Below are 26,071 nucleotides of genomic sequence, written 5' to 3'. Positions count from 1 at the left end.
GGGCTTCATCGCGGGGCAAGCCCGCTCCCACCGCAAAACACTGTGGGAGCGGGCTTGCCGCGATAGGCACGACCTGAATTACTCGATGAAAGTAACCACGCCACCTTCCAGCGATTTCACCCGGGCCAGCGACTCAACGCGGTAGCCCTGGCTGTCCAACTCGGCGCGGCCGCCCTGGAACGACTTCTCGATGACGATACCCAGGCCGGCAACGGTGGCACCGGCTTGCTTGATGATCGAGATCAGCGCCTGGGAGGCTTTGCCGTTGGCCAGGAAGTCGTCGATCACCAGCACGCGGTCGCTGCTGTTGAGGTGACGCGGGGAGATCGCCACGGTGTTTTCAGTCTGCTTGGTGAAGGAGTACACCGAAGCCACCAGCAGGTTCTCGGTCAGGGTCAGCGACTGGTGCTTGCGCGCGAAAATCACCGGGACGCCCAGTTTCAGACCGGTCATCACCGCCGGGGCAATGCCCGAGGCTTCGATGGTGACGATCTTGGTGATGCCGGAATCGGCGAACAGGCGGGCGAACTCGTCGCCAATCAGTTGCATCAGCGCAGGGTCGATCTGATGGTTGAGAAACGCATCGACTTTGAGAACCTGATCGGAAAGCACGATGCCTTCTTCGCGAATCTTCTGGTGCAGTGCTTCCACTGTGGTATTTCCTCGATGTAGCAAGAGTGGCCACGGCAGTACGCCGCAGCAAAGGTTGATTATCTAACGTTTGAGCATGGCACGGATATCGGCCAGTGCATTGTTGCCGCGCGCAGCCTTCACTTCGGTCGGTGCATCGTCCAGGCCTTCCCAGGCCAGGTCGTCGGCGGGCAGCTCATCCAGGAAGCGGCTTGGCGAGCAATCGATGATCTCGCCGTACTGCTTGCGCTTGGCGGCATAGGTGAAAGCCAGGGTCTGCCGTGCGCGGGTAATGCCCACATAGGCCAGGCGCCGTTCTTCCTCGATGGTGTCGGCCTCGATGCTGGAGCGGTGCGGCAGGATCTCTTCTTCCATGCCGATGATGAACACGTAGGGGAATTCCAGGCCCTTGGAGGCATGCAGGGTCATCATCTGCACGCCCTCGGCACCGTCCTCTTCCTCTTGCTGACGCTCGAGCATGTCGCGCAGCACCAGCTTGCCGATGGCGTCCTCGATGGTCATATCGCCGTCCTCGTCCTTCTCCAGCGTGTTTTTCAACGCGTCGATCAGGAACCAGACGTTGCTCATGCGAAAGTCCGCAGCCTTGTCACTGGAGCTGTTGGTGCGGATCCAGGTCTCGTAGTCGATGTCCATGATCATGCTGCGCAGGGCGGCGATCGGGTCTTCGGTGGCGACCTGCTCGCGGACCTTGTCCATCCAGCGCTTGAAACGCTCCAGGCGATCGGTGAAACGGCTGTCCAGGTGCTCGCGCAGGCCCAGCTCCTCGCTGGCTGCGTACATCGAGACCTTGCGTTCGGTGGCATAGTTGCCGAGCTTTTCCAGGGTGGTCGAACCGATTTCCCGACGCGGCACGTTGATCACCCGCAAGTAGGCGTTGTCGTCGTCCGGGTTCACCAGCAGGCGGAAGTAGGCCATCAGGTCCTTCACTTCCTGGCGGCCGAAGAAACTGTTGCCGCCGCTCATGCGGTACGGTACCTGGTGGTGCTGCAGCTTGAGCTCCATCAGCTTGGCCTGGTAGTTGCCGCGGTAGAGGATCGCGAAATCGCTGTACGGGCGGTCGGTGCGCAGGTGCAGGCTGAGGATCTCCATGGCCACCCGCTCGCACTCGGCGTCTTCATTCTTGCAGCGGATCACGCGGATCTCGTCGCCGTGGCCCATCTCGCTCCACAGCTGCTTCTCGAAGGCGTGCGGGTTGTTGGCGATCAGCACGTTGGCGCAGCGCAGGATGCGGCTGGTGGAGCGGTAGTTCTGCTCCAGCATCACCACTTTGAGCGACGGGTAGTCTTCCTTGAGCAGCATCAGGTTTTCTGGCCGAGCGCCACGCCAGGCGTAGATCGACTGGTCGTCGTCGCCCACCACGGTGAACTGGTTGCGGGTACCGATCAGCATCTTCACCAGCAGGTACTGGCTGGCGTTGGTGTCCTGGTACTCGTCCACCAGCAGGTAACGCACGCGGTTCTGCCACTTTTCGAGGATGTCTGTATGTTCCTCGAACAGTTTTACCGGTTGCAGGATCAGGTCGTCGAAGTCCACCGCGTTGAACGCCCGCAGGGTGCGCTGGTAGTGCGAGTAGACAATTGCCGCCATCTGCTCCTTGGGGTTGCGGGCCTTCTCCAGGGCTTCGGGCGGCAGGATCAGGTCGTTCTTCCAGGCGCCGATCATGTTCTTGATCTCGTCGACGCCGTCGTCGCCCGAGTATTCCTTCTGCATGATGTCGGTCATCAGGGCCTTGACGTCGGTCTCGTCGAAGATCGAGAAGCCCGGCTTGTAGCCCAGCCGCGCATGCTCCTTGCGGATGATGTTCAGGCCCAGGTTGTGGAAGGTCGACACGGTCAGGCCGCGACCTTCGCCCTTGCGCAGCAGGGTACCGACCCGCTCTTTCATCTCCCGCGCGGCCTTGTTGGTGAAGGTCATGGCCACGATGTACTGGGCACGGATGCCGCAGTTCTGGATCAGGTGCGCGATCTTGCGGGTGATCACGCTGGTTTTGCCGGAGCCGGCACCGGCGAGCACCAAAAGAGGGCCGCCGACGTAGTTCACGGCTTCTTGTTGCCGGGGGTTGAGTCGGGACATGACGAAAACCGGGGACGCTGGAAAAATAGCCGGGCATTTTAGCAGGGGTAGAAAGTTTCTGCCGCGACCGTCTGACAGTGTGACGCAGCACGCGATCTAAATTTGCCGCATTTGATACTTTCCCGCAGGATGCGTGGCGAAACCTGCGGGATGTCGGCAATGGAATGGCATGACTTTAAGTGAAAATCATTTTCATTAATGGTTTAGGATACGCATCCTCGCGGCCCATCGTCATTTGAGTGTGTCTACGTCCTAAGGAGCCAGCTTGTCTACGCCCGTCGAACCCTTGCGTTTGCTGCTGCTGGCCGATGAGCCGGAATGGGCCATTGCATTGCGCGAGTGTCTGCTGCCGATGGCGGGCCAGGCCGTGCTGCTGACCGCGCCGAACTGGGAAGCGGTCGACACCTTGTTCGCCAATGACCGCAATGCGCTGGTACTGGCGACCCCGCCGCTGCAACCGGCGCCGGGGCGCTGCATCCTGCCGATGGTGTTGCTGCTCGAACACGAGCCGCAGGTAGCGCCACTGGGGGTCAGTGACTGGCTGGTCCGCGAGCAACTGACCAGCAATCTCCTGCGCCGCAGCTTGCGCCATGTGCGCGAGCGCGGCGTGCTCGAAGCGACCTTGCAGCGCCTGGCCGAGCAGGATCCTTTGACCGGCATCGCCAACCGCCAGGGTTTTCAGACCCTGCTGGCCGCGCGCCTGGCCGACAACGACGGGCGCGGTGTCGCCCTCGGCCATCTGGACCTCGACAACTTTCGCCATGCCAACGACGCCCTCGGCCACCAGGCCGGTGACCGGCTGATCCTGCAAGTGGTAGGGCGGCTGAAAAGCCAACTGGAAGCCGGTGACCAGGTGGCGCGCCTGGGCAGCGACGAGTTCGCCCTGTTGATCGACACCCGCCGTGAGCCGCAGCGCGCCGAATGGATGGCCGAACGCATCACCGAAGCCCTGGCCGAACCCTACTGGGTCGATGGCGAGAGCCTGTTGCTGGGCTGCAGCCTGGGGGTTGCCCACGCCCGCGCCCAGGGTGGCGCCGACCCGCTTATGTGGCATGCGCATATCGCCATGCAGCAGGCCAAGAGCACCCAGGGCTGCACCTTTCACGTCTTCAACGAACGCATCAACCGCAACGCCCGCAGCCTTGCCGACCTGGAAAGCGAACTGCGCCGGGCCCTGCGCCGTGACGAGCTGGAGTTGCACTACCAGCCGCGGCTGAACCTGGCCGACGGGCGCATCGTCGGCCTGGAGGCGTTGGTACGCTGGCGGCATGCCGAACGCGGGCTGTTGCCGCCCAGCGAGTTCGTGCCGCTGGCCGAGCAGAGTGGGCTGATCGTGCCGCTGGGCTACTGGGTGATCTCCCGCGCCCTGCGCGACATGCAGGCGCTGCGCGAACAAGGCCTGGCGCCGCTGCACATGGCGGTGAACCTGTCATTTCGCCAGTTCCAGGACAGCCAGCTGCTGGCGACCCTGAGCCGGCTGATCATCGAGCACGGCGTCGATGCCCGCTGGCTGGAATTCGAGCTGACCGAGACCGCAGTGATGCGCCGCAATGACCTGGTCAAGCAGACCATGGATGCCCTGGGGCGCCTGGGCGTGCGCTTTTCTCTGGATGATTTCGGTACCGGCTTCTCGTCGTTCGTGCACCTCAACAGCTTGCCGATCACCTTGCTCAAGGTCGATCGCAGCTTTGTCGGCGGCATGGAGCAGCGCGAAGAAAACCGCAAGCTGGTGCATGCAATGATCAACCTGGCACACAACCTCAACCTCGAGGTGGTGGCTGAAGGCGTGGAAACCTCGGAGCAGATGGACCTGTTGCGCAGTTTTGATTGCGACCAGGTGCAGGGATTCCTGATTAGCCGGCCGTTGCCGATTGAGGAGTTGATGGCGTACCTGCTGCGTGGCCAGATGCAGCAGTCGGCAGCGTTGTAAGCATCGCGGGGTTTGTGGGAGCGGGCTTGCCCCGCGATGGGGTCCTTCAAATCACCGAAGCAGTCACCTTGTTCACCCCACTGGCACTGCCGAGCAAGCGCCTCATCCGCCACTCGAAGGCCAGGGTCAGGCTCACCGCCGCACAGGCCAGGCCCAACGCCAGTCCCCACCACACACCCACCGCCCCCAGGCCGAGGTTGAAGGCCAGCAACCAGGCCGCCGGCGCGCCGATCACCCAGTAGCAGAACAGCCCGACCAGGAAGGTGGTCTTGGCGTCCTTGAGTCCGCGGATCGAACCCATGGCGATGGTCTGCACGCCATCGAACAATTCGAACCAGGCGGCAACCATCAGCAGGCTCACGGCCAGCTGGATGATGTCGGCAAAGGCCGGGTCATCGTGGTCAAGGAACAACCCCACCAGCGGGTCTGGCAGCACCCAGAAGAGGATGGCGAACATCAGCATCATCGCCGCGCCAAAGCCAATGCCGGTCCGGCCGGCATGTCTTGCGCCCAACAGGTTACCGGCGCCGTAATACAGGCCTACACGCATGGTCACCGCGTATGACAAGCCCGCCGGAATCATGAACGCCGTGGAGACGATCTGCAGGGCGATCTGGTGCGCCGCCAGCTCAGTGCTGCCCAGCACGCCCATGCACAGCGCGGCGAAAGCGAACAGGCCGACTTCCACGGTATAGGTGCCGCCAATCGGCAGGCCCAGGCGCCACAGTTCGCGCAAGGCCGGCCACGACGGGCGGCTCAGGCCCTGGCGAATCGGGTAGGGCGCGTAAGCCGGGTGCCAGCGGATATACAGGGCCATGGCCACGGCCATGCAGTTGGCGACAATCGCCGTCACCAGGCCGATGCCCACCAGGCCCAGTTTCGGCAAGCCGAACATGCCCTCGATCAAGGCGTAGTTGAGCAGGAAGTTGACCACTGTACCGATCAGGCTGATGACCATCACCGGCGTCGAACGGCCAATGGCACTGGTAAAGCCGCGCAGGGCCATGAAGCTCAGGAAGCCGGGCAGGGCAAAGGGCAGCAACAGCAGGAACTGCGCGGCGGCCTCGACGTTGTTTGGGCTCTGTCCGAGTAACAGCAGCACCGGCTCCAGGTTCCACAGGACCACTGCCGTCACCAAGGCCATGGCCCAGGCCAGCCACAGTCCGGCCTGGGTCAGGCGGGTGGCGCCGGCGAGGTCGCCGGCACCCTTGCGAATCGCCACCAGGGTACCCACGGCGGCAATTACGCCCAGGCAAAAAATCGACACGAACGAATAGCTTGCTGCACCCAGGCCGCCACCGGCCAGCGCCTGCGGGCTGATGCGGGCCATCATCAGGGTGTCGGTGAGCACCATCAGCATGTGCGCCAACTGCGAGGCAATCAGCGGCCCGGCCAGGCGCAGCAAAGCCTTGAGTTCATGAGTGGGCGCGGCCTGCATGGAGTCGTCCTTTCGTGCGCGATAAGAATCAAAGCGTGAAAGTCTGAGCCTTTGAGCGGCTATCTACAAAGGGATAATAGCGATGGTTGGCATGATTAAAACTCATGGGAGTATGATCCTGATGATCGCTTGTGGATAACTCGGAGCCCGCCTTTCATGTCTCGTCGTCTACCGCCTCTGTATGCACTGCGGGCTTTTGAAGCGGCTGCTCGGCACAGTTCGTTCACCCGCGCCGGGGATGAGTTATCGATCACCCAGAGCGCAGTCAGCCGGCACATTCGTACCCTTGAGGAGCACTTTGCCTGCCGCTTGTTCGTGCGTAGTGGTCGTAGCCTGCAGCTCAGTGAAGCTGCGCGCTTGTTACTGCCGGGCGTGCGCGAGGGCTTCGCGGCACTGGAGCGGGCCTGCAGCACATTGCGCAGTGAAGATGACATTTTGCGCATGAAAGCTCCCTCGACCCTGACCATGCGCTGGCTGCTGGCGCGCCTCAGCCGTTTTCGTCACCTGCAGCCGGGCAACGAAGTGCAACTGACCAGTGCCTGGATGGACGTCGATCATGTCGATTTCAACCACGAACCGTTCGACTGTGCGGTGCTGCTGAGCGATGGCCACTTCCCCCCGGACTGGGAGGTCAAGCGGCTGTTCGGCGAGTTGCTGATCCCGGTCGGTGCGCCGGAGTTGCTCAAGGAAGGGCCGTGGGATGCGCGGCGGTTGGCAGGGATCGAGCTGCTGCATCCAACCCCGGACAAGCGCGACTGGCGCAGCTGGCTGGCGCGCATGGGCCTTACCGATCAGGTGTCGCTCAAGGGAGGCCAGGTGTTCGATACCCTGGAACTGGGCATGATCGCCGCCGCCCGGGGCTACGGCGTGTCCATGGGCGATTTGCTGATGGTTGCCGAAGACGTGGCCCAGGGCCGGCTCAGCCTGCCCTGGCCGACGGCAGTGGCCAGTGGCCTGGACTACTATCTGGTCTGGCCAAAGACCCGACCGGGGGGCGAGCGTCTGCGCCGCTTGAGCGACTTTCTGCAAGGCGAAGCGCAGGCCATGGATCTACCCAAGGTCGACATTCTGCCAGCAACGGCAACCATCACCAGCAGTTGATCGTTTGCTTGGCATAACCTTGTTCCTCACTCAAGTATTGCTGTGCGCCGCCGAAGCAGAGAGAGCAGAGCCACGCCTAGATGGCTCGATACCCGTATCGATGCGGACGGTCAGCGTGATCAGGACGATCCCGGCCCCTCTTGCCAGGAGCTTCCATGTCTCAACCCCGTGCCCGGATTGCCTCGCAGCTCGGTATCGCCCTCGCCCTCGTACTGGCTGTGGTGATCACCGGCAGCACCCTGTTTGCCCTGCGTTCGCTGGACAACGCCAACCTGATTACTCGCCAGGAGCATTTGGCCAGTGAAGCACGACTGCTCGCCGATCAGCTCGACACCTTTCACGGCACCCTGCGTGAAAGCACCCAACGCCTGAGCGGTCTGTTCGAAAAGCGTTTTGCCGCAGGCTTGCAGCTGCATCCGGGTGAGTCGCTGGCGGTCGCCGGGGTTTCTACCCCCGCGTTGTACCTGGGCGATCAACTGCTCAACAACGACTTTCGCCAGGTGGATGACTTCCGCCAGATGACCGCCGGGGTCGCCACCTTGTTCGTGCGCAGCGGTGACGACTTCATCCGTATCAGTACCTCATTGACCAAGCAGGACGGCAGCCGTGCCATCGGCACGCTGCTCGACCGCCAGCACCCGGCCTATGCCCGCTTGCTGGCTGGTCAGGCCTATGTCGGGCGGGCGAACCTGTTCGAGCGTGATTACATGACCCAGTACACCCCGGTGCGTGATGGCAGCGGTCGGGTGATTGCAGTGCTGTTCGTCGGCTTCGACTACACCGATGCGCAAAAGGCCCAGTTCGCCAACCTTGCACGCTTTCGCATTGGGCAGACCGGCTCGCTGGCTGTACTCGATGACAAGCAGCACTGGCTGGTAGCGCCAGCCGGTGTGCGTTCGGACAGCCAGGCGGCGCAGGCGCTTGCAGGGTTCACGGCGGGCGAAGGGCGTTTCTGGGATGACGGTGTGGAACAGTTGTTCAGCGTTACCGCGCCGTTTGCTGGCGGGCCCTGGACCGTGGTGGCGAGTATGCCGAAGGCCGAAATCCGCGCGGTGACCTGGAGCGTCGGTACCCGGCTGGCCATCGGCAGTTTGCTGGCGATGTTGCTGGCAGTCGCTGCTACCTTGTGGCTGTTGCGCCGCCGTCTACGCCCGTTGGGCGAGCTCTTGCAGCAGGCGCAAGCGCTTGGCGCCGGTGACCTGCAGGCGCGCTTGCAGGTGTCCAGTCACGACGAAATCGGCCAGCTGGCGCAGAGTTTCAACCAGATGGGCGAAGCGCTGGCGAGCATGGTCGAGCACATTCGCACAGCCGCAGAGCAGGTCAGCAGCCGTGCTCAGGCATTGTCGGGAATGTCCTCCGGTGCGTGTGAGGGGATGGAACAGCAATCCGGTGAAATCACCAGTATGGCCGGTGCTGTCGAGCAGTTCAGCGCCACCTCGATGAACATCGCCGACAACATGGGCAGCACCGAGCGCATGGCCCAGGACAACGTCCAGCAAACCCGCATTGGCCGCGAAGCGATGGATCAGGCGTCGTCGTCCCTGGAGCAGATTGCCCGTGCCCTGGCCGGCACTGCCGAAGTGGTCGACACCCTGGGCCTGCGCTCCGAGGAAATCGGCGGCATCGTCGGGGTGATTACCTCGATTGCCGAGCAAACCAACTTGCTGGCCCTGAACGCGGCCATCGAAGCGGCGCGGGCCGGTGAGCAGGGCCGGGGTTTTGCCGTGGTCGCGGACGAGGTGCGCAGCCTGGCCTCGCGTACCCGCCAGGCCACCGATGAAATCTCGACCATGATCGGCAGCATCCAGCAGGAAACCGGTAACGCCATCAGCACCATGGAGCAGGGCAACCGCCTGATGCAAGAAGGGCTGCAGCGCAACGCCAAGGTTGCCGCGGCGCTGGCGCAGATCGATGAGCGCAGCCGCTCGGCGGGGGAACAGTTTGCCGTCATTACCACCGCGACCCAGGAGCAAAGCAGCACGGCGAACGTGCTCAGCCGCAACCTGCAGAGCATTGCCCTGGCCAACAGCGAACAGCGTGAGGTGGCGACTAACCTTGCGGCGACGGCGCGGGAACTTGAGGGCTTGGCGGGGCAGTTGAGGCAGGAAGTGGATAGGTTTCGGGTTGGGCGGTGATTCTATCGCGGGGCAAGCCCGCTCACACAGTTTGGTGTGGGAGCGGGCTTGCCCCGCGATAAGGTCCTCAAAACCGAGGAATATTCAACGCCTGCGCACAGGCCATCAATGACCGCCGCTGGCTCTCGGCGTACAGCGCCAGCTCATCCTGCACCGGCTTGCCCAACGCTTGTTCAAACGCCTCGCGGTTGGCATTGCTGCCGTATTCGCTCTGTGCGTCATCGCCCAGGTTGGACTGGAAAATTCCCGCTGCACTGACCGGCAGAAAATCCTCGTACACCAGGGCTTCAAAGTGGATATGCCCAGCGTCGATCAATCCTTGCAATGACGTCGGTCGCTGTGCATCGCCGCGCGCCGCCAGGCCACGCTCGGTCGGGAAGTAGCGGAAGTACGCCAGATCCTGTTCGCGCATCTGTGCCAGGTCATCCGGGAAGGCCTTGAAGCTGTCGCTGAGCAGACTCATGTAGCGCTCGGCACTGGCCTCGGCCGGGACACCGCCCAAGGCTGCGCGGGTGGCATCGAGCAGGTGGTCATAAAGCTGACGTCCCTTGGGCGTCAGTGCAGCACCACGCTGCTCGATTTCGCCAAAGCGTGCGGTGTGGCTGCCACTGCCTTCGCCCCGTTGATCGGTGAACGCGACCTTTTCCTGCAGCGCCTTGAAGCTGGTCTGGCGCAGCAGTATCGGGCAGCGACGCGGAGGTGGGCCTTCGATCACGGCCTTGGGCGCAATGCCTTTGACCGGCATGCCCAGCTGGACGGCATCGATGTCCAGGGTGCGCGGGGTCAGGTGATTGATGTGCGGGCCCTTGAAGGCCACCACATCGGCGATCAGGCGGTGCTGGTCGTGCAGTAGCTGGTACTGCTCGGCGGTCACGGTGGCATCCCGGTGCCAACGGAAGGTGTGCAGGGCTTCATCGACAAAGGTCCGGGCATCGTCGGTATTCAGGCCGCCATCACGCTCGAATTGCTCGATCAACTGCAGGGCGCGCGGGGTGAAGATCTGCCGCCGGGCAAGGATTTTGTGCGACAGCTCACGCAGCGCCGGGTTATCGATCAGCTCCAGGCGCAGCAGCGAAGTGAAGACCCGAAACGGGCTGATGTGCAGCGACTGTTCGTGCACGGCGCGAAAGGCAGTGGAATGCACCGGCACACCGGCCGAGCTGAGGTCGTAGTAGCCCACCGGCTGCATGCCCATCACTGCGAACAGGCGGCCGATGGTTGCCAGCTCCTCGGCGCTGCCGACGCGAATGGCGCCGTGGCGCTCCTGCTCCAGGCGCTCGATCTCGCCGGTCCAGCGCAGGGCCTGGGCAACGGCGGGTTGCTCGGCCATCACCTGCTGATTGATTTCGCTCACCAGCGACAGCAGCGTACCGTACAGAGGCACTTCCTGCTTGTACATGAGCGACATGGCGGCGCAGAACTGCGCGCGAATGCTGTCCGGGCTGACGAACTCTTGGGCGGGCATCGAAAGCTTCCTGGTAAGTGGGCACCCTTACATGAAAGCGAGGAATGCAGTACCGACACAAGCGAAAAAAAGTCGATCTATCATTCCAAAAAATATCAATCTTGCCCGTCCAGCTCCGCGCGTATCCAGTCGACCAATGCGCGCACCTTCGGCACCTCTGCGGCATGCTCGGAAAACGCCAGGAAATGCGCGCCTTTGCTGCGCATGCTGTGCGGCCAGGGCACGATCAGTTTGCCTTCGGCCAGCTCTTCTACAACTAGGTAACGCGGCACCAGGGCCACGCCGCAGCCGGACTGGGCAGCGCTGAGGCTCATATAGAAGGTATCGAAGCGCGGCCCGTGATAACTGTTGGCCGAATGCAGGCCTTGCTCCAGAAACCACTCGTGCCAGGCCTGCGGGCGCGAGGTGCTTTGCAGCAGCACCAGCTCCGCCAGTTCGCTGGCGTCCTTGAGCGTACGCCCTTGCAGCAGTTCAGGGGCGCACACCGGCAGCACGTCTTCGCCGAACAGCTCGATGCAAGTGGCTCCCGGCCAAGTGCCCTGGCCAAAGAAGAACACCACGTCGGCGGTGGCCTGGAGCAGGGCGAAGGGCTCCATCTCGTTGCGGATGTCGAGGTGGATATTCGGATGCTGCTTGCCGAAACCTTTGAGGTGCGGGATCAGCCAGCGCACGCCAAAGCTCGGTTGGGTAGCGACCTTGAGCACTTCGGTCTGTTCGCCGTAGGACATGATGTAGCGGCTGGACATATCGACCTGCGTGAGAATCTTGTTGACCTCGGCCAGGTACAGCGCGCCTGCTGGTGTGAGTTGCAGGCGCCGGCGGATGCGCAGGAACAGGTGATGGCGCAGCATGTCTTCAAGCTGGGCCACCTGTTTGCTTACCGCGCTCTGGGTCAGGTGAAGCTCTTCGGCGGCACGGGTGAAGCTCAGGTGCCGGGCGGCAGCCTCGAAACACTGCAGGGCGGCCATCGATGGCACCAGACGTTTGGACATAGCGGTCTCTAAGCCGGTAGATCATTACCTGGCGGAATGATATGCAGAATAAAGGTCGTTTGTTGCGCCAGAGTGATCGGATTAATACTGATCCCTATCACTATTTCAACCACTCATCGCATGCAGGAGAAGAAAATGGTTGATGGACTGCTTGACCGCCTCGGTGTTCCGGCCACTGCCTATACCCACGGCAACCATCCCGTTCACACCCCTATCGATGGCAGCGCGATTGCCTCGGTGCACCTGGAAAGCCCAGCCCAGGTGAGCGCCAGGATCGACCAGGCCGAACACGCCTTCCAGGCCTGGCGCAACGTGCCGGCCCCGCGCCGCGGTGAGTTGATCCGCCTGTTTGGCGAAGTGTTGCGCAAGCACAAGGCTGAACTGGGCGAGCTGGTGTCCATCGAAGCCGGCAAGATCACCCAGGAAGGCTTGGGTGAAGTGCAGGAAATGATCGACATCTGCGACTTCGCCGTCGGCCTGTCGCGCCAGTTGTACGGCCTGACCATCGCCTCTGAGCGCCCGGGCCACCACATGCGTGAAACCTGGCACCCGCTGGGTGTGGTCGGGGTGATCAGCGCCTTCAACTTCCCTGTCGCCGTCTGGGCCTGGAACACCACCCTGGCGTTGGTGTGCGGCAACGCGGTGGTGTGGAAACCGTCGGAAAAGACCCCTCTGACCGCGCTGGCCTGCCAGGCCCTGTTCGAGAAAGCCCTGCAAGCCTTTGGCGAAGCGCCAGCAGGCCTGAGCCAGTTGATCATCGGCGATCGCGACGCCGGCCAAGCGCTGGTTGACGACCCGCGTGTACCCTTGGTCAGCGCTACCGGCAGCACGCGCATGGGGCGTGAAGTCGGCCCACGTGTGGCCGCGCGCTTCGGCCGCAGCATTCTGGAGCTGGGCGGCAACAACGCGATGATCCTTGCGCCCAGTGCCGACCTCGACCTGGCCGTGCGCGGCATTCTGTTCAGCGCCGTTGGCACCGCTGGCCAGCGCTGCACCACCTTGCGCCGGCTGATCGTTCATCGTTCAGTCAAGGACGAAGTGGTTGCCCGGGTCAAAGCCGCCTACGCCAAGGTGCGCATCGGTGATCCGCGCAAAGACAACCTGGTCGGGCCGCTGATCGACAAGGCCTCGTTCGATGGCATGCAAGACGCCCTGGCACGTGCCCGCGATGAAGGCGGCCAGGTGTTTGGTGGCGAGCGCACGCTTCAGGATCAGTACCCCAATGCCTATTACGTGGCCCCGGCCATTGTCGAGATGCCAGCGCAGAGCGCCGTGGTGCGTCATGAAACCTTCGCACCGATTCTCTATGTGCTGGCTTACGACGAATTCGAAGAAGCCCTGCGCCTGAACAACGAAGTTCCGCAAGGCCTGTCCTCGTGCATCTTCACCACTGACCTGCGCGAGGCCGAGCGCTTCCAGAGTGCGGCAGGCAGTGACTGCGGGATTGCCAACGTCAACATCGGCACCAGCGGCGCGGAGATTGGCGGGGCCTTTGGCGGTGAGAAGGAAACCGGCGGTGGCCGTGAGTCGGGCTCGGATTCGTGGAAGGCCTACATGCGTCGGCAGACCAATACCGTGAACTATTCTCGCGAGCTGCCGCTGGCGCAGGGGATTGTGTTCGACTGACGGGCCCTATCGCGGGGCAAGCCCGCTCCTACTGTGGGAGCGGGCTTGCCCCGCGATAAAGACACCACCGTACAAGAATAAAAGAGGAAGCCGGCCATGCCAGGACTGCATCAACAATGCCTGTGGGAGCACGTCACCCAGCCCGCCGCGTCATCTCGCGTGCTGGGCGCCGAGCTCAAGGCCGATGTGTGTGTCATCGGCGGTGGCATCACAGGCCTGTCGGCGGCGCTCCACCTGCTCGAACAGGGCAAGACGGTGATCCTGCTCGAAGCCTGGAAAATCGGCCACGGTGGCTCCGGGCGTAACGTCGGCCTGGTCAACGCCGGTACCTGGATTCGCCCGGACGATGTCGAAGCGACCCTCGGTGAGAAGCAGGGTAGCCGCTTGAACAAGGTGCTGGGCGAGGCGCCGGGTGAAGTGTTCGCCACCATCGAGCGCCTGGGTATTGATTGCCAGGCCCATAACAGCGGCACCCTGCACATGGCCCACAACGCCACCGGCGTTGCCGACCTCGAAGCCCGCCACCAGCAATGGAGCCGCCGCGGCGCCGATGTCGAGCTGCTGACCGGGGCAAAGTGCGAAGAATATTGCGGTACCGACAAGATTTCCGCCGCGCTGCTCGATCGCCGCGCCGGCACCATCAACCCCATGGCTTATACCCAGGGCCTGGCCGCTGCGGTCGAGCGCCTGGGCGGGCAGATCTTCCAGCAGTCCGCCGTGCAAGGCCTTGCGCGTGAAGGCAGCAGTTGGCGGGTGAAAACCGCCCAGGGTTCGGTCAGTGCCGACAAGGTGGTGATCTCCACCGGTGCCTACACCGAGGGCGACTGGTCCAACCTGCAACGCCAGTTCTTTCGCGGCTACTACTACCAGGTGGCGTCGCTGCCGCTGCAAGGTGCGGCTGCCGACAACGTGCTCAAGCACGGCCAAGGCTCGTGGGACACACGTACGGTGCTCAGCAGCATCCGTCGCGATGATGAAGGGCGCCTGCTGCTCGGCAGCCTCGGCCGGGTCGACAACAAGCCGGCCTGGTTCATCCGCAGTTGGGCCGACCGGATTCAGAACCACTACTTCCCGCAACTGGGCAAGGTCGAGTGGGAAATGCACTGGACCGGCTGTATCGACTTCACCCCGGACCACCTGATGCGCCTGTTCGAGCCAGCCCCGGGGCTTGTCGCCGTCACCGGCTACAACGGCCGTGGCAACACCACCGGCACGGTGATCGGCAAAGCCTTCGCCCAGTACCTGCTGCATGACCATCCCGATGCCTTGCCGATCCCGTTTTCGCCGATGAAACCGGTGTCGGCGCCGGCCTTGCGCACGGGGTTCTACGAAACCGGCTTCTCGCTGTATCACGCCGGGCAGTGTTTGCGCGTGGTGCTCTGACGGCTACTTGTGCAGCCAGCTGAGAAAGCCGCCTTTCTTGATGGCTGCAGGTTTCTGCAACAGCAGTGACTGGCTGGCCTGTTGGCGAAAGCGTTGCAGTTTGCTCAGTGCCGCCTTGATCTCGTCGCGCTGCTCAAGGCAACTGCGCACATCGTGCTTGTCGATACGGTAGAGCACGCAACTGGTGAGGCTGCGAAACTCGGCGATGGAGTTGTCGCCATCGAGCAGGCCTTCGACCCCCAGTACCTCACCGGGGCCCATGCGTCCAGCCTCAAGCAGTTTGTCCCCGCTGCGAATCGCCGCAGAGATCACACCGGTACCAATTACCAGGAGATACTCGGAAGCTTCGCCCAGGCCAAGGATGACCTGGTCTGCCAGGTACTCGACCGAGGTCATGCGCTGGCTGAGGCTGTCCTTTTCTTCGTTGCTCAGCGAACGAAAAATCCGCACATCCTCCAGCAGGCTACGCTGACGGCTCCAGGGCTGTGGCGTGTTGTCGGCGTTCCACACCACCCCGGCGGCTTGCAGGTGGCGATGGGCAAGGTCGAACATCTGGTTGCGCACTTCGGTCTTCTTGTCCATTGAGTTGACGAACCCGGTGGCTTCGTACTCCACCGCTTCCAGGGTCGAACTCTTGATCGTCGCCTTCGGCTTGGGCGTGGTCAGTAGCGCACTGCTGCCTTGCAGGGTTTTTTCCAGGGCATCGAGGACCCGCCGCGGGCGGACCTGCGCGGGTACTACCACGCTGATCGAGACGCCATGCACATCGCTGGGGCGGCTGAAATTGAGCAGCTTGGCCTTGGCCGCCACCGAGTTGGGGATCACCGCCATGCTGCCGTTGCCGGTGAGCAGGCGAGTGGCGCGCCAGTCGATATCGATCACCTTGCCTTCGGTGCCGTCGATGCTCACCCAGTCATCGATCTGGTAAGGGCGGGTGGTGTTGAGGACGATGCCCGAGAACACATCACTTAGGGTGCTCTGCAACGCCAGGCCGATCACGATCGCCATGACCCCCGAAGTGGCCAGCAAGCCCTTCACGGGCAGTTGCATGACATAGGCGGCTGCAGCAACAACCGCGATCAGGAAGATCAACGCCCCGACCACGTCCTGCAGCAGGCGGCCGGTATGGCCGCTGCGGGAAATCAGGATCAACCCGAGCACCACCGTCAGGGTCCGCGCAGCGAACAGCCACCAGACGATTTCCAGCACCGTCGCCATCAGGTTGCGGGGTACATCATCGGCCCAGGGTGGGGGCTGCAGCGGGCTGATTCCCGCACTGATCAACACCCAACTGAACAGCAGGAACGCTGCCAGCCGTGCAGCAATCCGCCAGGTACGCCGCTCGATTGGAATGGCCCGCCAGAGCAGCAGGTCGAGCACCAGCAGCAAGGTACCGATCAACAAGGGGGAGTTGTGGATGAATGCGAACATGCTGGTCTCGGCGCGGTGGGCTGTTGCCAAGTTAAGAGCAGAATGCGGGCAAATACTACTGGTTGCTGGGCCGATAGTGCAGGGCCTCAGCCAGGTGCTCGCGGCCGATGCTTTGAGCCTGTTCCAGATCGGCCAGGGTTCGCGCCACCTTGAGCAGGCGGTGGGCGGCGCGCAGGGACAGGGTCAGGCGTTCGCAGGCGCTTTCCAGCCAGTTCTGGTCGGCTGTGGATAACCCGCAGTACTGGCGCAGGCCGGGCAGGTCGAGGAAGGCGTTGGCGCAGCCCTGGCGTTGTTGCTGGAGGTCGCGGGCGGTGGCGACTTGCGCGGCGATAGTGGCGCTGCTTTCGCCGTGGCTGCTGTCGGCGGACAGTGCCGTGGCTTCGCGGGCGACGGTCAGGTGCAGGTCGATGCGGTCGAGCAGGGGGCCGGAGAGTTTGTTGCGGTAGCGCTGGATTTGTTCGCTGCTGCAGCGGCAGCGGCCGGTGGGGTCGCCAAGATATCCACAGGGGCAGGGGTTCATGGCGGCGACCAGTTGGAAGCGCGCCGGGAAGCGGATTTTGTCCTTGGCCCGGGCGATGACGATTTCGCCGGATTCCAGGGGTTCGCGTAGCACCTCCAGTACACGCCGTTCGAACTCTGGCAACTCATCGAGGAACAACACGCCGTGGTGGGCCAGGGTGATTTCCCCGGGTTGCGGTCGGCTACCACCGCCCACCAGCGCAGCCCCGGAGGCCGAATGATGCGGATGACGAAATGGGCGTTGCGGCCAACTGCTCAGCGGCACATGGCTGGCCACCGACTGGATGGCCGCCACCTCCAGCGCTTCGCGTTCATCCAGTGGTGGCAACAGGCCGGGCAGGCGGCTGGCGAGCAGGGTTTTGCCGGTGCCAGGCGGGCCGCTGAACAGCAGGTTGTGTGCGCCTGCAGCAGCGACCAGCAGGGCGCGCTTGGCCGCTTGTTGCCCCTGTACTTCGTTGAGGTCGGGGTAGGGGCGGATTTGCAGCAACAAACCGTTGGCAGCGTAAGGATTGAGAGGGGTCTGGCCGTTGAAGTGGGCGACCAGCTCCAGCAGATGGCCGACGGCAAATACCACCAGCCCGGATGCCAGGCAAGCTTCCTCGGCATTCTCCTGCGGCACCACCAGGGCCCGGCCGGCTTCCCGTGCCGCCAGTGCAGCGGGCAGTACGCCTTGCACCGAGCGAATGGCCCCGGACAGCGCCAGTTCGCCCAGGCATTCCACTTCGCCGAGCGCGGCAATGGGGAACTGGCCGTTGGCGGCGAGAATCCCCAGGGCGATGGCCAGGTCGAAACGCCCGCCGTCCTTGGGCAGGTCGGCGGGTGCGAGGTTGAGGGTGATGCGCCGGGCGGGGAATTCCAGGCCGGAATTGAGGATCGCGCTGCGGACCCGATCCTTGCTTTCCTTCACAGTCGCTTCCGGCAGGCCGACCAGGGTCAGCGCTGGCAGGCCGTTGGCCAGATGCGCTTCAACACTGACCGCCGGCGCCGAAACACCGACCTGGGCACGGCTGTGGACAAGGGCGAGGGACATGAACGCTCCATGATCAAGACGAGACCGCGTCCTGCGGCTCTGCAAGCGTAGTGGGGTGGAGCGGATTGGGGCGGGGAAGAGTGAGTCTGGTTTTTACAGGCGTGTCTTTGCGCTCGATCGCGGGGCAAGCCCGCTCCCACAGTGGGTCCCTGTGGGAGCGGGCTTGCCCCGCGATAAGGCCAGTTCAAACAGCCACGTAAACCCAGGCAGTCAAACCAGAGGCCAGAGGCACGGCAACCCGCTTGTAGTCGGCCACTTCATAGGCATCCGCCGCCGCAAGCTCCGCCTCGCTGATCTGGAAGACCATGCCGGCCACGCTGTCGTCTGCGTTGTTGCTGGGGCTGACGATCGGGTGGTGGGTCTTGCCGCTGGTGGCCAGGACTTGCGGGTCGGTAATTTCCACCCAGGCCTGGCTATAACCGAGCATCTGATCGGCCTGGCCGGCCAGTTCGCGGCCGAAATTGGCCAGTTGCACGGCTTTGTCCTGCAGGGTGCCGTAGGAGAACAACAGCACCGGGTACTCGGTAGAAGGCGTCATCGCAGGCTCACTCGGCAGCAGGCGGGTTCAGGCGTGCTTCCATTTGCGCGACCTTGGCCTCGAGCGCTTCAAGGCGGGCGCGGGTGCGGGCCAACACCACCATCTGGCTGTCGAATTCTTCCCGGCTGACCAGCTCCAGCTTGCTGAAGCCGCTTTGCAGCAGGGCTTTGAACTGGCTTTCGATTTCGCTGCGAGGTTGCGAGGTGTCACCGCTGAACAGGCGCGAGGCCTGGTCGCTCAGGGCATCAAGAAAGGCTTTGGGCGCGAGCATGTTCGGCTGTCCACAGTATGCAATGGGGCGCCAGTGTAACACGCAGCATTCGCCTGCCAGCGCTGCACGCTTTTCGCGCAGGGTGGCGAAACGCCGCGCACTATTGTTGTGCAACAAAACGGTGCTGGCGACTGGCCAAGTGCCGCCGAGCAGCGTAAACCCCTGTAATTCAGGGTTTTAATCAATCTGGCAAGCTTTCTGCTAAGACCTTCATGACCCATGCACTGATGCAGTCACCATGACGACGCGTTACAAAGCCAGGCACTGCGCTTAGACTTGAGTCGGGTTTGTTTTCCTGGGGCAAGTCCACCAATTCGGGAGAGAGTTTCATGAAGCTAGTCACTGCCATCATCAAGCCGTTCAAGTTGGACGACGTGCGCGAGTCGCTGTCCGAAATCGGCGTGCAGGGCATCACTGTCACTGAAGTCAAAGGCTTCGGTCGGCAAAAAGGTCACACCGAGCTGTATCGCGGCGCTGAATATGTGGTCGATTTCCTGCCCAAGGTGAAGATCGACGTCGCTATCGACGACAAGGATCTGGACCGGGTCATCGAGGCGATCACCAAGGCGGCCAACACCGGCAAGATCGGTGACGGCAAGATTTTCGTGGTCAATCTGGAGCAGGCGATTCGCATCCGTACCGGCGAAACCGATACCGACGCGATCTAAAAAAAGCCTCACCAAACCCCAACGCCCCAGGAGATAACAATATGACTCTGCGTCAGTTCGCAGGGCTAGGAGCCCTTTTGTCCCTCGTAATGCCCGGCCTGGCCCTGGCAGAGGAGGCAGCCCCCGTGCTCAACTCCGGCGACACTGCCTGGATGTTGACCGCCACAGCCCTGGTGCTGTTCATGACCATCCCGGGTCTGGCCCTGTTCTACGGCGGCATGGTGCGTTCCAAGAACGTGCTGTCGGTGATGATGCAGTGCTTTGCGATCACCGGCCTGATCAGTGTCCTGTGGGTGGTTTACGGCTATAGCCTGGCGTTCGATACCACCGGTATGGAGCAAGGTGTAGTCAACTTCAATTCCTTCGTTGGCGGTCTGTCCAAGGCGTTTCTCGCCGGCGTGACCCCGGCGAGCCTGACCTCTTCGGCGGCGCTGTTCCCTGAAGCGGTGTTCATCACCTTCCAGATGACCTTCGCGATCATCACCCCGGCGCTGATCGTCGGTGCCTTTGCCGAGCGCATGAAGTTCTCGGCGATGCTGATCTTCATGGCCATCTGGTTCACCCTGGTCTATGCGCCCATCGCCCACATGGTCTGGAGCGGCAATGGCGGCCTGATGTGGGACTGGGGCGTGCTCGACTTCGCCGGTGGCACCGTGGTGCACATCAACGCCGGTATCGCCGGCCTGGTCGCCTGCCTGGTGCTGGGCAAGCGCAAAGGCTTCCCGACCACGCCGATGGCGCCGCACAACCTCGGTTACACCCTGATCGGCGCGGCGATGCTGTGGATCGGCTGGTTCGGCTTCAACGCAGGTTCTGCTGCTGCTGCCAATGGCACCGCCGGCATGGCCATGCTGGTGACTCAGATCGCCACCGCCGCAGCGGCCCTGGGCTGGATGTTTGCCGAGTGGCTGACCCACGGCAAGCCAAGCGCACTGGGTATCGCCTCGGGCGTGGTTGCAGGCCTTGTGGCTATCACCCCGGCTGCAGGTACCGTCGGGCCGATGGGCGCCCTGGTGATTGGCCTGGTGGCCGGCGTGATCTGCTACTTCTGCGCCACCAGCCTCAAGCGCAAGCTCGGCTATGACGACTCCCTGGATGCCTTTGGCGTGCATGGCATCGGCGGTATCGTCGGGGCAATCCTTACTGGTGTGTTCGCGGCTCCGGCTTTGGGCGGCTTCGGCACCGTTGAAGACATCGGCGCACAAGTCTGGATTCAGGCCAAGGGCGTCGGTTTTACCGTGATCTACACCGCGATCGTCACCTATGTGATTCTCAAGGTGCTGGATCTGGTCATGGGCCTGCGGGTCAACGAAGAAGAAGAGTCGGTCGGTCTCGACCTGGCGCAACACAACGAGCGTGGTTACAACCTGTAACGGCGGCTGAAAAAACTTGCCCGGCTTGCCGGGCATTTTTTTGCCCGGATTTTGTTCGTTCGTTCAAGCGCAAACGGTTTCCACGCGAGCTTCGACGGCTGCGTGCGATGTAGGTAGAAAACTTACAACGCTCAGTGAAATTTAGGCACTTTGCTTTTTCTCTGAGCACGCTAGAATGCGCGCCGAAGGGTGCTGACGAGCAGTCCGCAAACTTCCATACCCTTTGCTAGGCTTGCCAATAAGCGAGTCGATCACAGCGGGGTATGTCGGCGAGAGAGTGCCGACCGCTCTTTATTTGTACAGACCTCGCCCGTGACGTGGGGTTTGCCCGGTTCTCGCCATTCGTTGTGGCGCAACCACGGCCCGCAGCCAGACTGCGGTCCTTGAATTTTTTCTGGCAGCTGTCGATTTTCGACGTTGCTGGACTATAACTAATCTGCTTTTCGCAAGTCATGAGGTAGAACATGAGCGACGACGATCTGGAAAATGACGACCTCGAAGTAGGCGATGAAGACGAAGGCGATGAAGGCCTCGAAGCTGCGGCCGATGATGCGGCCGATGACAGTGGCGACGACAGCCCGGCTCCCGCAGCCAAAGGCAAGTCGAAGTCTGCGGCAGTCTCGGTAGACGACATGCCGAGCATGGAAGCCAAGCAAAAAGAGCGTGATGCCCTGGCCAAGGCCATGGAAGAGTTCCTCTCCCGTGGTGGCAAGGTGCAGGAAGTGGAGGCCAACGTGGTCGCCGATCCGCCCAAGAAGCCGGACAACAAGTACGGTAGCCGCCCTATCTGAGTGGTCCCGTCAGCAAGAAAGCCCGCCGTCGCTGCGGGCTTTTTTGTGCCTGCGGTTCAACGCCAGCTGTTAAGCAGTTCGGGCAGTTGCGACAGGCGCTGGATCTCCGCGTCAGGGCGGCTGTCGGCTTCCCAGGCCTTGCCCTGGGGGTTGAACCAGATCGCCCGCAGGCCGGCGCGCTGGGCGCCTGCGATGTCATCGCCAGGGTGGTCGCCGATATGCACCGCCGCACCTGCCTCTACTTCGCCCTGACGCAGGGCTTCGAGGAAGGGCTGTGGGTCGGGTTTGCCGACGCCTAAGTCTTCGGCGCACAGGGCGAATTTGAAGTAATCGGCCAGGCCCAGGCGACGCACATCGGCGTTGCCATTGGTAACCACGCCCAGGGTGTAGCTGTGGCGGAGGATCTCCAGCACCGGCTGCACCTCGGGGAAGATGTCGATCTGATGGCGGGCGTGGAGGAACACTTCGAAGCCTTCGTTGGCAAGCTCGCGGGCTTTGTTCTCGCTGTAACCGACCTCTTCCAGGGCATGGAACAGCACGCGGCGGCGCAGAGCGCTGATGCGGTGCTTGAGCCCCGGCTCTGCTTGCACCAGGCGCTCGCGGATGGCGTACAGGTGCTCCACCGGTACCGCGCCCAGGCTTGGCGCATTGGCCGCCAGCCAGTCGCGCAGGGTGGTCTCGGCGCTGACGATCACCGGCGCGGTGTCCCACAGGGTGTCATCGAGGTCGAAGGTGATCAGCTTGATGCTCATGAGTCACTGCCCTTACTGCGTTTGGCCCGGGGATGGGCGCTGTCATAAACGGCGGCCAGGTGCTGGAAGTCCAGGTGAGTGTAGATCTGCGTGGTGGCGATGTCGGCGTGACCGAGCATCTCTTGCACCGCGCGCAAGTCCTGGGACGATTCAAGCAGGTGGCTGGCGAAGGAGTGTCGCAACATGTGCGGGTGCAGGTTCTGGCCCAGCTCGCGGGCGCCAGCGGCCTGTACCCGCAGCTGAATGGCCCGTGGGCCAAGCCGCCGGCCTTGCTGGCTGACGAACACGGCGCCGTCCTGCGGGCCACTGCCAGCGCGCAGAGGCAGCCATTGTTCCAGCGCTTCGCGGGCCTTGCGGCCGACAGGCAGCACGCGGGTCTTGCTGCCCTTGCCGTGCACCTGCACCAGGCCCGCAGGCAGGTCGAGTTGCTCGAGGTTGAGGCTGGTCAACTCCGACAGGCGCAGGCCGGAAGAGTAGAACAGCTCGAGCATGGCCTGGTCGCGGCGGGCCAGAAACTCGTCTTCAACCGCGCCTTCAAGCAACTGCAGGGCGCGGTCGGTATCAAGGGTCTTGGGCAGGCGCCGCTCGCCTTTGGGCGCCGACAGGCCGTTGGCCGGATCGTGACTGCAGTGGCCTTCGCGGTTGAGGTAACGGTAGAAACCACGCACCGCCGAGAGCAGGCGGGCGAGGCTGCGTGAAGACTGGCCCTGGTGATGCTGACGGGCGATCAGTTGGCGCAGGTGCTGGATCTGCAGGGCGTTCCAGCTGTCGATGCCGTTCTTGGCGCAGAACGCCAGGACGCTCGCAAGGTCGCGTCGATAGGCCAGCTGGGTGTGTTCGGACACCTGGCGCTCGTTGCGCAGGTGTGCGCAAAAGGCCTCCAGCTGGCGTTCCATCAGCGCACCGGACGCAGGGTCTGGGTATGGCGCGGGACGACCCGGCCCAGCACTTCGGCGATGTAGCTCAGGAACAGGGTGCCGACCGTACTCTTGTAGTGCTGCGGATCGCGGCTGGCGATGGCCAGCACGCCATGCAGGCCTTGATGGTTGAGGGTGGCGACGGCGCTGGAGCCGACTTCCTTGCGCTGCTCTTCGCCGAACAGGAAGTCCAGCTCATGGTCGCGCAGGTTGCCGCTGACGGTCTTGCCGGCACACAACAGGCCACCAATGGCTTGCTGGGCGTCAGAGCTGTTGACCCAGCGGCCGACCGGTGCGGCGGTTTCACCGAACAGGATCAGGCTGACAAAGGGCACCTTGAACTCCTGGCGCAAGCTGTCTTCGACCGCCATGACCACGCTTTCCAGGCTGTCGGCATCGAGCAGGTCAAGGATCAACCGACGGGTCTTGTCGAACAGCCGATCGTTGTCGCGGGCCACGTCCATCAGTTGCGAAAGGCGGTGGCGCATTTCGATGTTGCGGTCGCGCAGCAGCTTGAGCTGACGTTCCACCAGCGACACGCTATCGCCACGCTGATGGGGGATGTGCAGCTCGCTGAGCAACTCGTCGTGCTCAGCGAAAAACGTCGGGTTGTCGCGCAGGTAGGCAACCACGGCCTCAGCCCCGAGGGTGGGCGTCGAGCCCTCGGCGCTAAGGTCGTTGGGCTGTTCGGCGGGGGCCTGGGGCTGATCGGTCATGGCTGGCACTCACTCATAGACGAACCTGTCCTTCAAACACGCGTACGGCGGGGCCGGTCATCAGCACCGGGGTGCCCGGGCCTGCCCATTCGATGGACAGGCGCCCACCCGGCAGGTCGATCAACAATGGCGAGTCCATCCAGCCCTGGCTGATCGCGGCCACGGCCGCAGCGCAGGCCCCGGTACCACAGGCCTGGGTTTCGCCCGCACCACGTTCCCACACCCGCAGTTGCGCACGGTGACGGTCGATGACCTGGATGAAACCGACATTGACCCGCTGCGCGAAGCGCGGGTGATGTTCGATCTGCGGGCCCAGTTCGTGCACCGGGGCGGCATTGATGTCGGTGACGCGCAGCACTGCGTGGGGGTTGCCCATGGACACCGCAGCCAGTTCCACCGAGCGTCCGGCAACCTCGAGCGGGTAGCTCAGGGCCTGGGTCGGTGCGTCGAACGGAATCTGCTCAGGCGCTAGCCGCGGCGGGCCCATGTCGACGCTGATCTGCCCGTCGTTGCGCACGTCCAGCTCGATGATGCCGCCCTTGGTTTCGACGCGGATGCGTTTTTTCGCAGTCAGGCGTTTGTCCAGTACGAAACGCGCGAAGCAGCGTGCGCCGTTGCCGCACTGTTCGACCTCGGAGCCGTCGGCATTGAAGATCCGGTAGCGGAAATCCACTTCCGGATTGCTCGGTGCCTCGACGATCAGCAACTGGTCAAAGCCGACACCTGTGTGGCGATCACCCCATTGCTTGGCGTGCTTGGGCAGAATGTGCGCATGCTGGCTGACCAGGTCGAGGACCATGAAGTCGTTGCCCAGCCCATGCATCTTGGTAAAACGCAGCAGCATGGGTTTACTCCGGCAGCAGGCTTTCGCCGGCGAACAACTCGGCCACGGTTTCGCGACGACGCACTTCGAAGGCCTGGTCACCATCGACCAGTACTTCGGCACAACGACCACGGGTGTTGTAGTTCGAACTCATGACAAAACCATAGGCGCCCGCGGAATGCACCGCCAACAAGTCGCCTTCGGCCAGGTTCAGGGTCCGCTCCTTGGCGAGGAAGTCGCCGGTTTCGCAGATCGGCCCGACGATGTCGTAGGTACGGCCTTCACCGGCACGCGGCTGTACCGCGGTGACGTTCATCCAGGCCTGGTACAGGGCCGGGCGGATCAGGTCGTTCATCGCCGCATCGACGATGGCGAAGTCCTTGTACTCGGTGTGCTTGAGGTACTCGACCTGGGTCAGCAGCACGCCGGCGTTGGCAACGATGTAGCGGCCCGGCTCGAACACCAGGGCCAGGTCGCGATCACCGACGCGCTCGCGGATGGCTTTGATGTAGTCGGCAGCCAGCGGCGGCTCTTCGTCGCGATAGCGCACGCCGACGCCGCCACCCAGGTCCAGGTGGCGCAGGAGGATGCCGCAGTCGCCGAGGCGGTCGACCAGCGCCAGCAGGCGGTCGAGGGCATCGAGGAAGGGGTCCAGGGTGGTCAGTTGCGAGCCGATATGGCAGTCGACACCGACCACTTCCAGGTTCGGCAACTGCGCGGCGCGGATGTACACCTCTTCGGCATCGGCGATGGCGATACCGAACTTGTTTTCTTTCAGGCCCGTGGAGATATACGGGTGGGTACCGGCATCGACATCCGGGTTGACCCGCAGCGAAACCGGCGCGCGAACGCCCATTTCGGCAGCCACGACCTGCAGGCGTTCGAGCTCGTCAGTGGATTCGACGTTGAAGCAGTGCACGCCGACTTCCAGGGCGCGGCGCATGTCTTCGCGGGTCTTGCCGACGCCAGAGAACACCACGCGGTCGGCGCGTCCACCCGCGGCCAGCACACGCTCCAGCTCACCGCCGGAGACGATGTCGAAACCTGCGCCCAAGCGGGCCAGCAGGTTCAGCACACCGAGGTTGGAGTTGGCCTTGACGGCGAAGCACACCAGGTGCGAAACACCCTCCAGGGCATCGGCATAGCTGCGGTACTGGGCCTCGATGTGGGCGCGCGAGTAAACGTAGGTCGGCGTGCCGAAACGTTCGGCGATGGCCGACAGGGCCACGCCTTCCGCGAACAGCTCGCCGTCGCGGTAGTTGAAAGCGTCCATGGGTTACCCTTACTGGTGCTGGTGCGATTGCGACTTTTTACCGTCTTTGCTGTCGTCAGGCAGGTACAGCGGGCCTTTCTGGCCGCAGGCGGAAACGAGGCAGGCAACCGCGACGAGCGCCGCGAGGGTGGAGATCAGGCGCTTCATGGCGTAATCCTTTGTAATAAGCAGTATT

22 protein-coding genes and 2 pseudogenes are annotated in these 26,071 nt (G+C 63.1%); 9 read left to right on the top strand and 15 right to left on the bottom strand.

Annotated elements, in window-relative coordinates; all coding sequences use genetic code 11:
• Positions 1–78: 78 nt before the first annotated feature.
• Positions 79–651, bottom strand: coding sequence for a xanthine phosphoribosyltransferase (locus EXN22_RS00780; protein ID WP_010225834.1), 573 nt, complete (start codon positions 649–651; stop codon positions 79–81).
• A 63-nt stretch (positions 652–714) separates the two neighbouring features.
• The gene (rep, locus tag EXN22_RS00775) at positions 715–2,724 is read right to left on the bottom strand and encodes a DNA helicase Rep (RefSeq protein WP_130262010.1); all 2,010 of its coding nucleotides are present in this window, start codon (positions 2,722–2,724) and stop codon (positions 715–717) included.
• Positions 2,725–2,989: 265 nt separating this feature from the next.
• On the opposite strand from rep, the gene EXN22_RS00770 reads away from it, so the two are divergent.
• Positions 2,990–4,654 carry a putative bifunctional diguanylate cyclase/phosphodiesterase gene (locus EXN22_RS00770; RefSeq protein WP_130262009.1) on the top strand — a complete coding sequence of 555 codons (1,665 nt, stop codon included), beginning with the start codon at positions 2,990–2,992 and terminating at the stop codon, positions 4,652–4,654.
• Positions 4,655–4,700: 46 nt separating this feature from the next.
• Here EXN22_RS00770 and EXN22_RS00765 read toward each other — a convergent pair whose 3' ends face one another.
• Positions 4,701–6,092, bottom strand: a complete 1,392-nt coding sequence (locus EXN22_RS00765; RefSeq protein ID WP_130262008.1) for a NorM family multidrug efflux MATE transporter — start codon at positions 6,090–6,092, stop codon at positions 4,701–4,703.
• A gap of 156 nt (positions 6,093–6,248) precedes the next feature.
• Here EXN22_RS00765 and EXN22_RS00760 point away from each other — a divergent pair, with 156 nt between their 5' ends.
• The 3 genes and pseudogenes from EXN22_RS00760 (at position 6,249) to EXN22_RS26560 (ending at position 9,328) form a co-directional block, all read left to right on the top strand.
• Positions 6,249–7,193 (top strand): LysR substrate-binding domain-containing protein, encoded by a 945-nt coding sequence (locus EXN22_RS00760; protein ID WP_130262007.1) that lies wholly within the window; start codon positions 6,249–6,251, stop codon positions 7,191–7,193.
• Between the two features lie 155 nt (positions 7,194–7,348).
• A pseudogene (locus EXN22_RS26565) lies at positions 7,349–8,413 on the top strand (Cache 3/Cache 2 fusion domain-containing protein); the annotation flags it as partial.
• 45 nt (positions 8,414–8,458) lie between these two features.
• Positions 8,459–9,328 (top strand): methyl-accepting chemotaxis protein, encoded by an 870-nt coding sequence (locus tag EXN22_RS26560; RefSeq protein WP_407691951.1) that lies wholly within the window; start codon positions 8,459–8,461, stop codon positions 9,326–9,328.
• 67 nt (positions 9,329–9,395) lie between these two features.
• Here the strand turns inward: EXN22_RS26560 and hglS are convergent, their stop codons facing one another.
• Positions 9,396–10,793 (bottom strand): 2-oxoadipate dioxygenase/decarboxylase HglS, encoded by a 1,398-nt coding sequence (hglS, locus tag EXN22_RS00750; RefSeq protein WP_130262005.1) that lies wholly within the window; start codon positions 10,791–10,793, stop codon positions 9,396–9,398.
• Between the two features lie 95 nt (positions 10,794–10,888).
• Entirely contained in the window at positions 10,889–11,785 is an 897-nt protein-coding gene (locus EXN22_RS00745; protein WP_130262004.1) for a LysR family transcriptional regulator, read from the bottom strand.
• Between the two features lie 135 nt (positions 11,786–11,920).
• Between EXN22_RS00745 and amaB the strand changes: the two genes are divergently transcribed.
• Positions 11,921–13,411, top strand: coding sequence for an L-piperidine-6-carboxylate dehydrogenase (gene amaB, locus EXN22_RS00740; RefSeq protein ID WP_130262003.1), 1,491 nt, complete (start codon positions 11,921–11,923; stop codon positions 13,409–13,411).
• 96 nt (positions 13,412–13,507) lie between these two features.
• On the top strand, positions 13,508–14,794 hold the full coding sequence (amaA, locus tag EXN22_RS00735) for an L-pipecolate oxidase (protein ID WP_130262002.1): 1,287 nt from the start codon (positions 13,508–13,510) through the stop codon (positions 14,792–14,794).
• Positions 14,795–14,797: 3 nt separating this feature from the next.
• Here the strand turns inward: amaA and EXN22_RS00730 are convergent, their stop codons facing one another.
• The 4 genes from EXN22_RS00730 to EXN22_RS00715 all read right to left on the bottom strand — a co-directional run bounded on the left by EXN22_RS00730 (position 14,798) and on the right by EXN22_RS00715 (position 18,583).
• The gene (locus EXN22_RS00730) at positions 14,798–16,225 is read right to left on the bottom strand and encodes a mechanosensitive ion channel family protein (RefSeq protein WP_130262001.1); all 1,428 of its coding nucleotides are present in this window, start codon (positions 16,223–16,225) and stop codon (positions 14,798–14,800) included.
• Positions 16,226–16,280: 55 nt separating this feature from the next.
• Positions 16,281–17,774 (bottom strand): YifB family Mg chelatase-like AAA ATPase, encoded by a 1,494-nt coding sequence (locus EXN22_RS00725; RefSeq protein ID WP_130262000.1) that lies wholly within the window; start codon positions 17,772–17,774, stop codon positions 16,281–16,283.
• Between the two features lie 184 nt (positions 17,775–17,958).
• A complete protein-coding gene (locus tag EXN22_RS00720) occupies positions 17,959–18,312 on the bottom strand; it encodes a gamma-glutamylcyclotransferase family protein (protein ID WP_130261999.1) in 354 nt (117 codons plus the stop codon).
• Positions 18,313–18,319: 7 nt separating this feature from the next.
• Positions 18,320–18,583 (bottom strand): accessory factor UbiK family protein, encoded by a 264-nt coding sequence (locus EXN22_RS00715; protein WP_130261998.1) that lies wholly within the window; start codon positions 18,581–18,583, stop codon positions 18,320–18,322.
• A gap of 329 nt (positions 18,584–18,912) precedes the next feature.
• Between EXN22_RS00715 and glnK the strand changes: the two genes are divergently transcribed.
• The 3 genes from glnK (at position 18,913) to sutA (ending at position 21,415) form a co-directional block, all read left to right on the top strand.
• On the top strand, positions 18,913–19,251 hold the full coding sequence (gene glnK / locus EXN22_RS00710; RefSeq protein ID WP_002555808.1) for a P-II family nitrogen regulator: 339 nt from the start codon (positions 18,913–18,915) through the stop codon (positions 19,249–19,251).
• 41 nt (positions 19,252–19,292) lie between these two features.
• The gene (locus EXN22_RS00705; protein WP_130261997.1) at positions 19,293–20,624 is read left to right on the top strand and encodes an ammonium transporter; all 1,332 of its coding nucleotides are present in this window, start codon (positions 19,293–19,295) and stop codon (positions 20,622–20,624) included.
• A gap of 464 nt (positions 20,625–21,088) precedes the next feature.
• The gene (gene sutA / locus EXN22_RS00700; RefSeq protein ID WP_130261996.1) at positions 21,089–21,415 is read left to right on the top strand and encodes a transcriptional regulator SutA; all 327 of its coding nucleotides are present in this window, start codon (positions 21,089–21,091) and stop codon (positions 21,413–21,415) included.
• A 56-nt stretch (positions 21,416–21,471) separates the two neighbouring features.
• Here the strand turns inward: sutA and EXN22_RS00695 are convergent, their stop codons facing one another.
• The 6 genes and pseudogenes from EXN22_RS00695 to lptM form a co-directional block, all read right to left on the bottom strand.
• A complete protein-coding gene (locus tag EXN22_RS00695; protein ID WP_130261995.1) occupies positions 21,472–22,167 on the bottom strand; it encodes an HAD family hydrolase in 696 nt (231 codons plus the stop codon).
• On the bottom strand, positions 22,164–23,063 hold the full coding sequence (xerC, locus tag EXN22_RS00690; protein WP_130261994.1) for a tyrosine recombinase XerC: 900 nt from the start codon (positions 23,061–23,063) through the stop codon (positions 22,164–22,166). Before xerC ends, EXN22_RS00695 begins: the two co-directional genes overlap by 4 nt.
• A complete protein-coding gene (locus EXN22_RS00685; RefSeq protein WP_130261993.1) occupies positions 23,063–23,800 on the bottom strand; it encodes a DUF484 family protein in 738 nt (245 codons plus the stop codon). Before EXN22_RS00685 ends, xerC begins: the two co-directional genes overlap by 1 nt.
• A gap of 13 nt (positions 23,801–23,813) precedes the next feature.
• Complete coding sequence (dapF, locus tag EXN22_RS00680; protein WP_130261992.1) at positions 23,814–24,644, bottom strand: diaminopimelate epimerase; 831 nt, start codon at positions 24,642–24,644, stop codon at positions 23,814–23,816.
• A gap of 4 nt (positions 24,645–24,648) precedes the next feature.
• On the bottom strand, positions 24,649–25,896 hold the full coding sequence (gene lysA, locus EXN22_RS00675; protein ID WP_130261991.1) for a diaminopimelate decarboxylase: 1,248 nt from the start codon (positions 25,894–25,896) through the stop codon (positions 24,649–24,651).
• Between the two features lie 12 nt (positions 25,897–25,908).
• Positions 25,909–26,043: pseudogene (lptM, locus tag EXN22_RS00670) on the bottom strand (LPS translocon maturation chaperone LptM); the annotation flags it as partial.
• Positions 26,044–26,071: the final 28 nt, after the last annotated feature.

It is taken from the genome of Pseudomonas tructae, assembly GCF_004214895.1.
Classification (GTDB): Bacteria; Pseudomonadota; Gammaproteobacteria; order Pseudomonadales; family Pseudomonadaceae; genus Aquipseudomonas; species Aquipseudomonas tructae.
This window is presented reverse-complemented; position numbering and strand designations above follow the sequence as displayed.